13 protein-coding genes are annotated in these 13,548 nt (G+C 73.7%); 9 read left to right on the forward strand and 4 right to left on the reverse strand.

What is annotated here, in order from left to right; translation table 11 throughout:
• Positions 1–38 precede the first annotated feature (38 nt).
• The 4 genes from IE096_RS23510 to IE096_RS23525 are packed head-to-tail and all read left to right on the forward strand — an operon-like array spanning position 39 to position 4,501.
• Positions 39–1,043 carry a DEDDh family exonuclease gene (locus tag IE096_RS23510; protein WP_189454905.1) on the forward strand — a complete coding sequence of 335 codons (1,005 nt, stop codon included), beginning with the start codon at positions 39–41 and terminating at the stop codon, positions 1,041–1,043.
• Positions 1,044–1,101: 58 nt separating this feature from the next.
• Positions 1,102–1,926 carry an SURF1 family cytochrome oxidase biogenesis protein gene (locus IE096_RS23515; protein ID WP_189454907.1) on the forward strand — a complete coding sequence of 275 codons (825 nt, stop codon included), beginning with the start codon at positions 1,102–1,104 and terminating at the stop codon, positions 1,924–1,926.
• 30 nt (positions 1,927–1,956) lie between these two features.
• The gene (locus tag IE096_RS23520) at positions 1,957–3,741 is read left to right on the forward strand and encodes a glycoside hydrolase family 15 protein (RefSeq protein ID WP_189454909.1); all 1,785 of its coding nucleotides are present in this window, start codon (positions 1,957–1,959) and stop codon (positions 3,739–3,741) included.
• A gap of 4 nt (positions 3,742–3,745) precedes the next feature.
• Positions 3,746–4,501, forward strand: coding sequence for an SDR family oxidoreductase (locus IE096_RS23525; protein WP_189454911.1), 756 nt, complete (start codon positions 3,746–3,748; stop codon positions 4,499–4,501).
• A 68-nt stretch (positions 4,502–4,569) separates the two neighbouring features.
• Here IE096_RS23525 and IE096_RS23530 read toward each other — a convergent pair whose 3' ends face one another.
• Together IE096_RS23530 and IE096_RS23535 are read right to left on the reverse strand one after the other, a co-directional pair.
• Positions 4,570–4,806, reverse strand: coding sequence for a hypothetical protein (locus tag IE096_RS23530; protein ID WP_189454913.1), 237 nt, complete (start codon positions 4,804–4,806; stop codon positions 4,570–4,572).
• A gap of 26 nt (positions 4,807–4,832) precedes the next feature.
• Positions 4,833–6,077: an inorganic phosphate transporter gene (locus IE096_RS23535; protein WP_189454914.1), complete on the reverse strand. Its 1,245-nt coding sequence runs from the start codon at positions 6,075–6,077 to the stop codon at positions 4,833–4,835.
• 112 nt (positions 6,078–6,189) lie between these two features.
• On the opposite strand from IE096_RS23535, the gene IE096_RS23540 reads away from it, so the two are divergent.
• The 3 genes from IE096_RS23540 (at position 6,190) to IE096_RS23550 (ending at position 9,605) form a co-directional block, all read left to right on the forward strand.
• A complete protein-coding gene (locus tag IE096_RS23540; protein ID WP_189454916.1) occupies positions 6,190–6,864 on the forward strand; it encodes a class II aldolase/adducin family protein in 675 nt (224 codons plus the stop codon).
• Between the two features lie 42 nt (positions 6,865–6,906).
• Positions 6,907–8,058 (forward strand): alpha/beta hydrolase, encoded by a 1,152-nt coding sequence (locus tag IE096_RS23545; RefSeq protein ID WP_189454918.1) that lies wholly within the window; start codon positions 6,907–6,909, stop codon positions 8,056–8,058.
• 122 nt (positions 8,059–8,180) lie between these two features.
• Positions 8,181–9,605, forward strand: coding sequence for a hypothetical protein (locus IE096_RS23550; protein WP_189454920.1), 1,425 nt, complete (start codon positions 8,181–8,183; stop codon positions 9,603–9,605).
• Between the two features lie 107 nt (positions 9,606–9,712).
• Here IE096_RS23550 and IE096_RS23555 read toward each other — a convergent pair whose 3' ends face one another.
• Together IE096_RS23555 and ypfJ are read right to left on the reverse strand one after the other, a co-directional pair.
• Positions 9,713–10,144: a VOC family protein gene (locus tag IE096_RS23555; RefSeq protein WP_189454922.1), complete on the reverse strand. Its 432-nt coding sequence runs from the start codon at positions 10,142–10,144 to the stop codon at positions 9,713–9,715.
• A 22-nt stretch (positions 10,145–10,166) separates the two neighbouring features.
• Positions 10,167–11,057, reverse strand: a complete 891-nt coding sequence (ypfJ, locus tag IE096_RS23560) for a KPN_02809 family neutral zinc metallopeptidase (RefSeq protein WP_189454924.1) — start codon at positions 11,055–11,057, stop codon at positions 10,167–10,169.
• 237 nt (positions 11,058–11,294) lie between these two features.
• Here ypfJ and IE096_RS23565 point away from each other — a divergent pair, with 237 nt between their 5' ends.
• Together IE096_RS23565 and IE096_RS23570 are read left to right on the forward strand one after the other, a co-directional pair.
• Positions 11,295–12,893: an ABC-F family ATP-binding cassette domain-containing protein gene (locus IE096_RS23565; protein WP_189454925.1), complete on the forward strand. Its 1,599-nt coding sequence runs from the start codon at positions 11,295–11,297 to the stop codon at positions 12,891–12,893.
• Positions 12,894–13,261: 368 nt separating this feature from the next.
• Entirely contained in the window at positions 13,262–13,483 is a 222-nt protein-coding gene (locus IE096_RS23570) for a helix-turn-helix domain-containing protein (protein WP_006606369.1), read from the forward strand.
• Positions 13,484–13,548 lie beyond the last annotated feature (65 nt).

The raw sequence follows: 13,548 nt of genomic DNA on the forward strand, positions 1-13,548 counted from the left end.
TCCCGCGTTGTCAGCGGTGGCCCGTAAGCTCTTGGACCATGCTCGAAGACCGCACCGCCGCCGCATCGCCCACCCCGTGGCCTGCCGCGTATCCCGACGGGTACGCGGTCGTCGACGTGGAGACCACCGGGCTCGCCCGGGACGACCGGATAGTGTCGGCCGCGGTCTACCAGCTGGACGCCCGAGGGCAGGTGGAGGACCAGTGGTACACGCTGGTCAACCCGCTGCGCGACCCCGGTCCGGTGTGGATCCACGGGCTGACGTCCGAAGTGCTCGCGGACGCGCCGCTGTTCCAGGACATCGCGGGCGAGTTCGCGAAGCGGCTCGACGGCCGGGTCCTCGTCGCGCACAACGCGGCCTTCGACTGGTCGATGATCGCCCGCGAGTACGCCCGGGCGGGCACCACCGCCCCGGTGCGGCAGCGGCTGTGCACCATCGCGCTGTCGAAGGAGCTGAAGCTCCCCCTGCCGAACCACAAGCTGGAGTCGCTCGCCGCCCACTACGGCGTCGTACAGCAGCGCGCCCACCACGCGCTGGACGACGCCCGGGTGCTGGCCGAGGCGTTCCGGCCGAGCCTCCACCTGGCGGCGGGGGCGGGGCTGCGGCTGCCGCTGCTGGCCTGCCAGCCGCTGACCGAGTGGTCCGACGGCCCGACGGCCGCGCCCGCGTACTCGGCGAGGGTCGGTTATCAGCCGTCCTACCGGAACGGCGCCGGCACCTGGCGGGCGAGCCGGAAGCGCCCGGCGTGCCCCTATCCCAACCCCGGCCGGTACGCGCCGGGCGGGCAGCTCAAGCAGGGGATGCGGGTGGCGTTCTCCGGGGACACCTCCATCGACCGGGAGCTGCTGGAGGACCGGGCCGTCGAGGCGGGTCTCCATGTGGCCACGAGCATCTCGCGGCTCACGAGCGTGCTGGTGACCAACGACCCGGGCTCCCCCACCTCCAAGGTCGTCAAGGCCCGCTCGTTCGGCACGCCCGTGATCGACGAGGCCGCGTTCGTCCAGCTCCTGTCGCACGTCACCCCGGCGGAGGGCGGCGCCTGAGCCGGGGGCCGGGCCCCCGTCGCAAGGGGGGCGAACCCCACCAGGTACCGTCAAACGCGTGTACCGCTTCCTGCTGACCCGGCAGTGGGTGATCCTCACGCTCGTGGGGCTCGCCCTCATTCCGGCGATGATCAAACTGGGCTTCTGGCAGCTCCACCGCCATGAGCAGCGGGTCGCGCGCAACGACCTGGTCGCCCACAGCCTGGCGTACGCCCCCGTGCCCGTCGGCACGCTGAGCGCCCCCGGCCGCGAGGTACCGCAGGAGAACGTCTGGCGCAGGGTCACCGCGACCGGCACCTACGACACCAAGGGCGAGGTCGTCGTCCGTTACCGCACGGACGAGTCGGGCAAGTCCGGCTTCATGGTGATCACGCCGCTGGTGCTGGACAACGGCACGGCACTTCTCGTCAACCGTGGCTGGATCCCCGCCGACGGCGGCCAGCTGACGTTCCCGGCCGTCCCCGCCGCGCCCTCCGGCAAGGTCACCGTCATGGGCCGGCTGCGCGCCGACGAGACACCGGGCAGCGGCATCAAGGACACCAAGGGCCTGCCGCCCCGCATGATCATGCTCATCAACAGCGAGCGCCAGGCCAAGGAGCTGCACCGCCCGGTCATCGGCGGCTATGTCGAGCTCGTCTCCCCCGCCGGAGACAGCGGACAGCCCCAGCCCGTGCCCGCCCCGGACCACAGCAGCATCGGCAACCACATGGCGTATGCCGTCCAGTGGTGGCTGTTCAGCGCGTGCGTGCCCGTCGGCTGGTTCATCCTGGTCCGGCGCGAGCGCCGCGACCGCGCCGCCGACGCCGCCGCGGCGGCCGCCGCGGCCACCGAAGCCCCCGCCGAGGGCGGCGAGGTCGCCCGGACAGCCGCGTCTGCGGAGTAGCCCGCGCGGGGCCGGGGAAGGACGCCCCGCGTGTCAGCACTCATCGAGGACTACGCGCTCATCGGCGATCTCCAGACCGCCGCCCTCGTCGGCCGGAACGGCTCCGTCGACTGGCTCTGCCTGCCCCGCTTCGACTCGGCCGCCTGCTTCGCCGCGCTGCTCGGCGACGAGGACCACGGCCACTGGCGGCTGGCGCCCGTGGGCGCGGACGAGTGCGCCCACCGCTCCTACGCCGGCGACTCCCTCGTCCTGGAATCCGTCTGGGAGACCGACGCCGGCACCGTCAAGGTCACCGACTTCATGCCGCAGCGCGACCGCGCCCCCGACCTCGTCCGGATCGTCGAGGGCGTCAGCGGGTCCGTCGAGATGCTGGGCGTGCTGCGGCTGCGGTTCGGTCACGGCGCGGTCGTCCCCTGGATGCGCCGCGACGACGACCACCACGTCGCCGTCGCCGGCCCCGACTCCGTCTGGCTGCGCAGCGAGCCCCCCGTGTCCACGTTCGGCCGGGACTTCAGCACCCGCTCCGAGTTCACGGTCGAGGCCGGGCAGAAGGTCGCCTTCGTCCTGACCTGGCACCCCTCCCACGAGCCGCGCCCCGCGCTCGTCGACCCCCACGACGCCCTGCGCAGCAGCGTCGCCGACTGGCGCGCGTGGGCCGAGCGCTGCCCGCTGCGGGGCCCCTACCGCGAGGCCGTGCTGCGCTCCCTGCTCACCCTCAAGGCCCTCACCTACGGGCCCACCGGCGGGATCGTCGCCGCCCCCACCACCTCGCTGCCCGAGGAGATCGGCGGCGTGCGCAACTGGGACTACCGCTACTGCTGGCTGCGCGACTCCACCCTCACCCTGGAGACGCTGCTCGCGCTCGGCTACGAGGACGAGGCCCGGGCGTGGCGCGACTGGCTGCTGCGCGCGGTCGCCGGCGACCCCGCCGACCTGCAGACCATGTACGGCCTGGCGGGCGAGCGCCGGCTGCCCGAGTCGGAGCTGGACTGGCTGCCGGGCTACGAGCGGTCCTACCCGGTCCGGGTCGGCAATCTGGCGGCGGGCCAGCTGCAGCTCGACGTCTACGGCGAGGTCATCGACTCCTTCCACGCGGCGCGGCGCGGCGGCCTGGGCGACCGGCCGCACGCGTGGAGCGTCCAGCGCTGCTTCCTGGAGTTCCTCCGTGATCACTGGCGCGAGCCCGACTCGGGGCTGTGGGAGGTCCGCGGCCCGCGCCGGCACTTCACCCACTCCAAGGTGATGGCCTGGGTCGCCGCCGACCGCGCGGTGCGCACCCTGGAGGAGGACCCGTCGCTCCGCGGCGACCTCAACGGCTGGCGGGTCCTGCGCGAGGAGATCCACCGGGAGGTCTGCGAGCGGGGCTACGACACCGAGCGCGGCACGTTCACGCAGTACTACGGCTCGCGCGAGCTCGACGCGGCCACGCTCCTCATCCCCCGCGTCGGCTTCCTGCCGCCCGACGACCCCCGCGTCGTCTCGACGGTCGACACGGTCCGGCGCGAGCTGCTGCACCACGGCTTCGTCCGCCGCTACAGCGTCGAGGGCGAGCCGGTGGACGGCGTGCCCGGCGGCGAGGGCGCCTTTCTGGCCTGCTCGTTCTGGCTGGCCGACGCGCTGTTCCTGACCGGCCGGACGAAGGAGGCCCGCGAGCTCTTCGAGCGGCTCCTCGCCGTGCGCAACGACGTCGGCCTGCTCGCCGAGGAGTACGACCCCGAGGCCGGCCGGCAGCTCGGCAACTTCCCGCAGGCCTTCAGCCACATCGGTCTGGTGGGCACGGCCCTTCTGCTGACAGGGCACGGCACGGCAGACTGACGTCATGGATCTTGGACTTGAGGGCCGGGTGTACGTACTGACCGGCGCGAGCCGCGGCCTGGGCTTCGCCACCGCCCGCGCGCTGGTCGCCGACGGGGCCCGCGTGGTGATCTCCGGGCGGGACGCGAAGACGGCCGAGGCGGCGGCCGGGGAACTCGGCGCGGGCGCCGTCGGCGTGGCCGCCGACAACGCCGACCCCGCCTCGGCCGAGCGGCTCCTGGCCACCGCCCGGGAGCGCTTCGGCCGCCTGGACGGCGTGCTCATCAGCGTCGGCGGCCCACCGCCCGGCTCGGCCGCCGACAACGACGACGCCCAGTGGCGGGCCGCCTTCGAATCCGTCTTCCTCGGCGCGGTCCGGCTGGCCCGCGCGGCGGCCGCCGCGCTCGGCGAGGGCGGCGTGATCGGCTTCGTCCTCTCGGCGTCGGTCCACGAGCCGATCCCCGGCCTGACGATCTCCAACGGCCTCCGCCCGGGCCTCGCGGGCTTCGCCAAGTCCCTCTCGGCCGAGGTCGCCCCGCGCGGCATCCGCGTCGTCGGCCTCCTGCCGGGCCGCATCGCCACGGACCGCATGCGCGAGCTCGACGCCCTCTCCGGCGACCCCGAAACCGCCCGCGCCCGCCGCTCGGCGACGATCCCGCTGGGACGGTACGGCGAGCCGGACGAATTCGGCCGCACGGCCGCGTTCCTGCTGTCGCCGGCGGCGTCGTACGTGACGGGCGTGATGCTCCCGGTGGACGGCGGCGCCCGGCACGGGTTCTGAGGAAACGAAGAAGCGCCGGTCCGGCGGGGCCGGACCGGCGCTTCGTGCGTTCGTAACGCGATGTGGCGTCAGGCGACGATCAGATAGATCCCGTAGCCCACCGCCGCCGCGCACAGGGCGAAGCACGCGTACGCGCCCGTGCGGGCCAGGGCGGTGGTGCCGGCCGTGTCGGCCGGGGCCGACGTGGTGGTCGCCGGCTTGCGGGACGTGCCGAGGATGCCGAGCGTGAAGACGCCCACGAGGCCGACGGTGACCACGAGGCTGACGCCGAAGACCTGGCCGAGAGCTGCCCAGTCGATGTGCATGGTGGTTCTTCCTCCGTTGCCCGGCGTCAGCCGGTCGTCGCGGCGGCGGGAGCGGCCGGAGCGGCCGCGGTGGTGACCGGGGCCGAGGGGGCGGCCGGCGGCGGGGCGACGGCCTGCAGGGCGGCCGTGACCACGCCGACGGGCTCCTCGGGGAGGCCCTGCGGCGTGTTGAGGTCGTTGACGTTGTCGTGGGTGACCGGCTTGCGGCGCGAGGCCGCCCAGATGGCGCCGGAGACCCCGAGGCCGAGGACGGCGACCGCGGCGATGCCCCAGTCGCCCTGGTCGGCCAGGAGCGCGGCGCCGGCGGCGACCAGGCCCGCGGCCGGGAGGGTCAGGCCCCACGCGGCGACCATGCGGCCGGCCGTCGACCAGCGCACCACGCCGCCCTTGCGGCCCAGGCCGGAGCCCATGATCGAGCCGGAGCAGACCTGGGTGGTGGAGAGCGCGAAGCCGATGTGCGAGGAGGCGAGGATGACGGTCGCCGCACCGGTCTGGGCGGCGAAGCCCTGCGCCGGCTTGATGTCGGCGAGGCCCTTGCCGAGCGTCTGGATGATGCGCCAGCCGCCCAGGTACGTACCGAGCGCGATGGCCAGGCCCGCGGAGACGACGACCCACAGCGGCGGGTCGGAGTGCGGGGCGACGACGCCGCCGGTGACCAGGGCCAGGGTGATGACACCCATGGTCTTCTGGGCGTCGTTGGTGCCGTGGGCGAGGGAGACCAGGGCGGCCGAGGCGATCTGGCCCGCGCGGTAGCCCTTCGCGGTGTCCGCCTCGTCGCGGCCCTTGGCCAGGCGGAACGTCAGGCGGGTGGCGGCCCAGGCGGCGATGCCCGCCACGATCGGGGCGGCGACCGCGGGGATGAGGACCTTCATGACGACCTTGTCGGCGTTGACCGCGTCGAAGCCCACCGACGCGACGGTGGCGCCGATCAGACCGCCGAAGAGGGCGTGCGAGGAGCTGGAGGGCAGGCCCGCCAGCCACGTCAGAAGGTTCCAGACGATCGCGCCGACCAGTCCGGCGAAAATCACCTCTGGTCTGATGCCGGCGCTCTCGTCGATGATGCCTCCGGAGATCGTCTTCGCGACCTCGACGGACAGGAACGCCCCGACCAGGTTGAGGACGGCCGACATGGCCACGGCGGTCTTGGGCTTGAGCGCTCCGGTCGAGATGGTGGTGGCCATGGCGTTGGCCGTGTCGTGGAAGCCGTTCGTAAAGTCGAACACCAAGGCCGTGACGATCACGATCCCGATGAGAAGCGTGATGTTTTCCATTCACCCAGGCAATCAGATTCGAAGGTCAGTACGCGGCGACCGTAGGGACTCCGGGTGAACGGAAGGTGAACGGGCTCGGGCACACGGACGACACCACCCGGAGGCGAAGATCATGAAGACCGGCGAACGGACCCCCGCCGCACCCGACGACATCGGCCGGACCTGGGCCGATGTCGTGGCCACGGCCCGCCGGAGCACCGCCGACCACCTGGTCGTCGGCACCTCCGGCAACGTCTCCGCAAGGGTCGGTGACGTGGTCCTTGTCACGCCCAGCGGGGTCCCCTACGACCGGCTCGGACCCGGCGACGCCGTCGGCGTCGACCTGGACGGCCGCCAGGTGCTCGGCGAGCTCGCCCCCACCAGCGAACTGCCCATGCACCTCGCCGTCTACCGCGCCACCGACGCCGCCGCGATCGTCCACACCCACGCCCCGCACGCCACCGCCGTCTCCACGCTCGTCGACGAGGTGCCGCTGATCCACTACATGGCCGCCGCCCTCGGCGGGCCCGTCCGCGTCGCCCCCTACGCCCTCTACGGCACCGACGAGCTCGCCGCCCACACGCTGCGGGCCCTCGACGGCCGCACCGGCTGCCTGCTGCGCAACCACGGCACCCTCACCCACGGCGCCACCCTGGAGGCGGCCTACGACCGCACCGCCCAACTGGAGTGGATGTGCCGGGTCTGGCTCGCCGCCTCCGCCGTCCCCGGGCGCGCCCCCACCCTCCTCACGCCCGCCCAGCTGGACGAAGTCACCGCCAAGTACCGGGGCTACGGACAGCCCGGCTGAGCCGAGTCGCCCGGCGGCCCGCACGGGACCAGACTGGAGGGGATGGGTCTGAAGAGAGCGGCGGCCGTCGCCGCCACCACGCTGATCGGAGCCGGGGCCGCCGCCGTGGCGGCCGGGCGGTACGCCGGCGACGCCGCCCTGCGGACCGTGCCCGGCCACCCGCCGCCGGGCGAGCACCGGCTCACCGTCCACGACGTCATCCCCGGCACCGGCGCCGCCCCCGGCGCGATCACGCTCACCCGCGCCCCGGCCACGCTGCGCCCCGGCACCTACGGCCTGGCCGGCCGGGGGCTGCACGCCGTCGTCGGGGACGTCGTCGCCGACGTCTCGCACCCCCACGACTGCGTGGTCCGGCGCCTCGCGCGCGTCACCCACGGCGCCCCCGCCCCCGGCGACCGGGTCTGGCTCACCCCGCAGACGCACCGCGGCAACCCGCGCGACGCCCTCGGCCTCGACCACGCCGACGTGGACGTGCCCGGCGAGCTGGGCCCGCTGCCCGCCTGGTTCGTGCCCGGCGCCCGTGACACCTGGGTGCTCGCCGTCCACGGCCTGGGCACCACCCGGGAGCACACCCTGACCGTGCTGCCCTTCCTCCACCGGCAGCGCCTCCCCGTCCTCGCCCTCGCCTACCGGGGCGACCCCGGCGCACCCCGCCCATCGCACGGAATCAGCCACTTCGGCGCCCGGGAGTGGCGGGATCTCGATGCCGCCATCCGCTACGCCCTCCGCAACGGCGCCCGCCGCGTCGTCCTGTACGGCTGGTCCACGGGCGCGACGATGGCGCTGCTCGCCGCCCTGCGGGACACGGGCTCCGCGCTGAGCGACCGCGTCGCGGGCGTCGTCCTGGACGCGCCGCTCCTCGACTGGCCCGCCGCCCTGGGCGCCCTGGCCGCCCACCGGCTCCCGGCCTCGCTCATTCCGCTTGCGGTCCGGGCGACCGAGGGACGCACCGGTCTGGCCCCCGAGGGCCTGCTCACCGCGGCCGACCCCACCCTGCTGGACGTCCCCGCCCTCGTCGTCCACGGCACCGACGACCCCGTCGCGCCCCTCCTCCATTCCCGTGAACTCGCCGCCCGGCGGCCGGAACTGATAACGCTGCGCACCGTTCGCGGAGCGGGTCACGCGGCCTCCTGGAACGTCGATCCCACGGGCTACGAGGAGGCCCTGCGGCGCTTCCTGATCCCCCTGATGTAGGGCGTGAACAGGGCGCTCGCCCTGTTCACGCACCCCCCGCATGACGCCCCACCACGGGTCGCCGACGGCTGGATAGTTGATTCCGATTGGGTTTTCGGAGCGTGAACGGCAAGACTGCTCCTGTGACGTCCCGTACTCCGCGCGACTCCCGGCTCAGACTCGTTCCCCGACAGCCGATCACCGCCGCCCGCCGGGCCGTGGCGAACCGGGGCGCCCGTCCGGCGCCCCGCCCGCCCGCCGGCACCCCGGCCCGGCCGGAACTCGCCCGTCAGGCGAGAGCCTGGCTGGCCGGCGCGGTCCGCCTGGCCCGCTGGGCGGCCGACGAGTGCTCCCGGGGCACGACCCTGCGACCGGGCACCGGCGGCGGCCTCGCCGACGGCGCGGCCGAGCGCGCCGCGGCCGCCCTGGACCTGCCCCCCGCCTCGGTGCGCACCGAATGGGACCGGGCCCGGCTCGCCGGGCTGCTGGAGCTGCACGGCGGCACCGCCCGCCCCGGCTGGCGGCTGACCGCCTGGGAACGGGACGACAGCGCCGTGCTGCGCGGCTGGGTCGCGCTCTTCGACGCCTGGTCCCTGGCCCACCCCGAGCCCCCCGGCACCGACTCCACCGTCGCGGCCGAGGTCGTCGAGGCCGCGCCCCAGCTGCTGTCCGTCATGCACCTGTCGGCCGGGCCCGTCTCCGTGGCGATGCTCCTCGACCTCCTCCAGCAGCGGGTGGCCGAGATCCGCGCCGAGCGCTGCGAGATCCCCTACGACGCGCCCGTCCCGGCGGGTGCCTGCCCCGCCGTCCCGCCCGGCCCCGCCGCCGGCGACCCCCTGCCGGGGCTGCTGGACTGGGCCCTCGAAGGGCTCGCCTCCGTCGGCGCGCTCGTCATGCGCGGCGGCACCGGCCCCCGTGCCGAGGCCCTGCTCACGCCGCTCGGGAACTGGGCGGTGTGGGTCAAGCTCGAGCAGATCTGCGTGGCCGCCCAGAGCCCCGCCGGGAACATCGAGCTCTCAGCCGAGGCCATGCTGCGCGGCTGCGCCGACCTCACCCCCGGCCCCGCCCGCGCCGAGTACCGCGCCTGGCTCGCCGCCCGGCCCGTGCGCAGCGCCGTCACGGAGCTGCTGGACGCCGCCCGGGGCGACGACGCGATGGTGCGCGGCCAGGCCTTCGAGGCCCTGCGCGCGGTGGGCGCGCCCGCCGAGCCGGCGGTCCGCACGGCGGCCGAGGAGCCGGTGCTGCGCCCGTACGCCCTGCTGTGGCTCGCCGAGCACGAGGGGCACGACCCGGAGGAGGCCTCCGAGGTGCTCAGCCGGGAGGAGGCGACCTGGCTGTGGGTGGACACGGCGGCCGCGGTCGCGGACCACGGGGAGGGGCGGCTGCTGGTGCGGCATCTGGATTCGGCGGTGCAGGGGACCGTGCCGGGGTTGCTGGAGGAGGTGCGGGCCGTGGGGCATCCCCGGACGGTGCAGGTGCTGGTCGCCTTGGCGGCGGCGCATCCGGATCCGGCGCTGGCGAAGGCGGTGCGGCGGGCCGCGTTCCAGGTGCACACCGGGGGGGCGTAGGGGGCCCCGGTCCCGCCCTTTCACCGTTTCCCGGGGGCTCCGCCCCCGGACCCCCGCTCCTCAAACGCCGGAGGGGCTGGGTTGGCTGAACGCCGGGGCTGGGTTGGCTAAACGCCGGACGGGCTGATTCGAGCCCCCTTCGGGGCGTAGGTGCCGAAGCTCCAGACGTTGCCCTCGGCGTCCCGGGCCATGTAGTCCCGGGAGCCGTACTCCTGGTCCGTCGGGGGCATGACGATCTCCGCGCCGTGTTCGACGGCCCGGCGGTGGTGGGCGTCGGTGTCCTCGACGACGACGTAGACGCCGGAGGGGCCGCCGCCCGCCATGGCCTCGTCGAAGACACCGCCCCGGCCCTTGGAGCCGATCATCACGATGCCGTTGCCGTAGACGAGCTCGGCGTGGAGGACGGTGCCGTCCTCGCTCTCGTAGAGCGCGCTCTGTTCGAAGCCGAAGGCCTCCGTGAGCAGGCGGATCGCCGCCTTCGCGTCGTGGTAGAGCAGCGCCGGGCTGATGGCCGGCGCCACGGTGCGCGGTTCTGCCATGGCGTTCCCTCCTCCGGGGGGATCAGCGGAAGGTGTCGCAGCGGGCCATGTCGCCCGTGGTGTAGCCGGTGGTGAACCACTGCCGGCGCTGGGCGGCCGAGCCGTGGGTCCAGCTCTCGGGGGTGACCCGCCCCTGGAACTTCTCCTGGATGCGGTCGTCCCCCACCGCGGCCGCCGCGGAGAGCCCGTCGTCGATGTCGGCCGTGGTCAGCTGCTTGATCAGCGGCCGGCCGGTGGACTTCTCCGGGGTGCTCGTCGCGTGCTTGGCCCAGACCCCGGCGTAGCAGTCGGCCTGGAGCTCGACCTTGACCGAGTTGCTGCCCGCGCCGGTGAGCCGGTCCTGGGCGCGGGAGAGGGTGCCCTGGAGGTTCTGGATGTGGTGCCCGTACTCGTGGGCGACGACGTACGCCTGGGCGAAGGGGCCGCCGCTCGCGCCGAACTTCGTCTTCAGCTCGTCGAAGAAGCCCAGGTCCAGGTAGACCTTGCGGTCGCCGGGGCAGTAGAACGGGCCGACCGCCGAGGTGGCGGCCCCGCAGGCGGTGTTCACCCGGCCGGTGAAGAGGACCGTGGAGGCGGGCGTGTAGGTCAGGGAGTGGCGGGGGAGCTCCTGGCTCCAGAAGGACTGGGCGCTGTTGACGATCGCGACGACGCGGCAGTCCTGGCGGGTGTTGGCGTCCTTGCCGGTGCGGCAGGTCCGGGAGACCTGCTGGTCGGTGCTGGGCGAGGGCGTCGTGCCCGGCCCCTGGGAGCTCAGCCCCAGCTCGTTCGGGCCGATGCCGAAGAAGAGGCCCAGGGCCAGCGCGATCAGCCCCACGATGCCCCCGCCGATGGTCAGCCCACCGCCCGGGATCCCACCGCCCCGCTGGTCCTGCACCTGCGAGGTGTCGAGGTCCGCGTCGTCGTCGAACTGCACGTGCCCACCGCCTCTCGGCTCCACCGCTCACCGGTAAGGGCTGTCCACCCCGAGTATCGGCGAATCGCCCCCGCACCGCGCTCTCCGGCTCGTCCGGCGTGGCGGGCGACCCCGCGAATCGGCTTGCGCGCCCCCGTTAGACTGGTCCGCATGGCATTCCTCCTCGTGCATTAGACGGCGTCATCGCGACCCAGTCCGTCCTTCCGCCGTCCATCACTGCCCAGGAGTAGAACCCCCGTGATCACCGCTTCCGGCATCGAGCTGCGCGCCGGCGCACGCGTCCTCATCGAGTCCGCCTCGTTCCGCATCGCCAAGGGCGACCGCGTCGGCCTGGTCGGCCGCAACGGCGCGGGCAAGACGACCCTCACCAAGTGCCTCGCCGGTGAGGGCATCCCCGCCGCGGGCACCATCGCCCGCTCCGGCGAGGTCGGCTACCTCCCGCAGGACCCCCGCACCGGCGATCTGGACGTGCTCGCCCGCGACCGCATCCTCTCCGCGCGCGGCCTCGACGTCGTCCTGCGCAAGATGCGGGAGAACGAGGACCGGATGGCGAACGGCAAGGGCGCCACCCGCGAGAAGGCCATGAAGAAGTACGAGCGCCTGGAGACGGAGTTCCTGACCAAGGGCGGTTACGCCGCCGAGGCGGAGGCCGCGACGATCGCCGCCAGCCTCGGGCTGCCGGACCGCATCCTCACCCAGCCGCTGCACACCCTCTCCGGTGGTCAGCGCCGCCGCGTCGAGCTGGCCCGGATCCTCTTCTCGGACGCCGACACCCTGCTGCTCGACGAGCCCACCAACCACCTCGACGCCGACTCGATCGCCTGGCTGCGGGACTACCTCAAGTCCTACCGCGGCGGCTTCATCGTGATCTCCCACGACGTCGACCTCGTCGAGACGGTCGTCAACAAGGTCTTCTACCTGGACGCCAACCGCTCGGTCATCGACGTCTACAACATGGGCTGGAAGCTCTACCAGCAGCAGCGTGAGGCCGACGAGAAGCGCCGCAAGCGCGAGCGGCAGAACGCCGAGAAGAAGGCCGCCGCGCTCAATTCGCAGGCCGACAAGATGCGCGCGAAGGCCACCAAGACCGTGGCCGCGCAGAACATGGCCAAGCGCGCCGAGCGGCTGCTGTCGGGCCTGGACGCGGTGCGCGTCTCCGACAAGGTCGCCAAGCTCCGCTTCCCCGAGCCGGCGCCCTGCGGGAAGACCCCGCTCACCGCCGAGGGCCTGTCCAAGTCCTACGGCTCGCTGGAGATCTTCACCGACGTCGACCTGGCCATCGACAAGGGCTCCCGGGTCGTCATCCTCGGCCTCAACGGCGCCGGCAAGACCACCCTGCTGCGGCTGCTCGCGGGCGCCGAGAAGCCCGACACGGGCGCGGTCACCCCCGGTCACGGCCTCAAGCTGGGCTACTACGCCCAGGAGCACGAGACGCTGGACCCGGACCGCACGGTCCTGGAGAACATGCGCTCCTCCGCGCCCGACCTCGACCTGGTCGAGGTCCGCAAGGTGCTGGGCTCCTTCCTGTTCTCCGGCGACGACGTCGACAAGCCCGCGGGCGTGCTCTCCGGCGGTGAGAAGACGCGACTGGCGCTGGCCACGCTCGTCGTCTCCTCCGCCAACGTCCTCCTCCTCGACGAGCCCACCAACAACCTCGACCCGGCCAGCCGCGAGGAGATCCTCGGCGCGCTGCGCACCTACAAGGGCGCCGTGGTGCTGGTGACGCACGACGAGGGCGCCGTGGACGCGCTGGAGCCGGAGCGGATCATCCTGCTCCCGGACGGCGTCGAGGACCTGTGGGGCCCGGACTACGCGGACCTGGTGGCGCTCGCCTGACCGGCGCCGGGGCCGCTCTTGATCAGTGCGGTCCCGATCATTCGGCCGAGGCGTGATCCACCATCTGTGTGAGGGCGGCTCGTACCCCGTCACGGTCCGTCGCTCCGGCGCACGCGCTGTGCGGGATGCCGGGCGCCGTTCGCGCCGCGCGTGGCGGGGCCCTGTCTGACCTGCCGATTCGTCCCGCCACCCGTACGGCCGTACGAGCCGGATCATGTGGAATTGCCTGCTCCAGGGCCTGTCGCGGCCGGAAAACACGGACGTCCGTTCCCTTGGACTTCTTATGGACCTTGCCGAATGGGTGGCCAGGAGGCCGCCTAGGGGTGATCATGAGAGACAAGAGGCGCATCTCCCATGAGGAGGCACGGGTGGCCGAGACTCTGAAGAAGGGCAGCCGGGTGACCGGCGCCGCGCGCGAAAAGCTCGCGGCAGACCTGAAGAAGAAGTACGACTCCGGTGCGAGCATCAGGGCGCTGGCCGAAGAGACCGGTCGCTCCTATGGCTTCGTCCACCGGATGCTCAGCGAATCCGGCGTGGTCCTGCGGGGCCGCGGTGGAGCGACGCGCGGCAAGAAGGCCGCCTCGGCCTGACGCCGCGCACCTTGTGAGAACAGCGGTCAGGACAGTCCCACCCGGTCGGCCGACCGGCCGTCCGG

The organism is Streptomyces abikoensis (assembly GCF_014648775.1).
GTDB classification, from domain to species: domain Bacteria; phylum Actinomycetota; class Actinomycetes; order Streptomycetales; family Streptomycetaceae; genus Streptomyces; species Streptomyces abikoensis.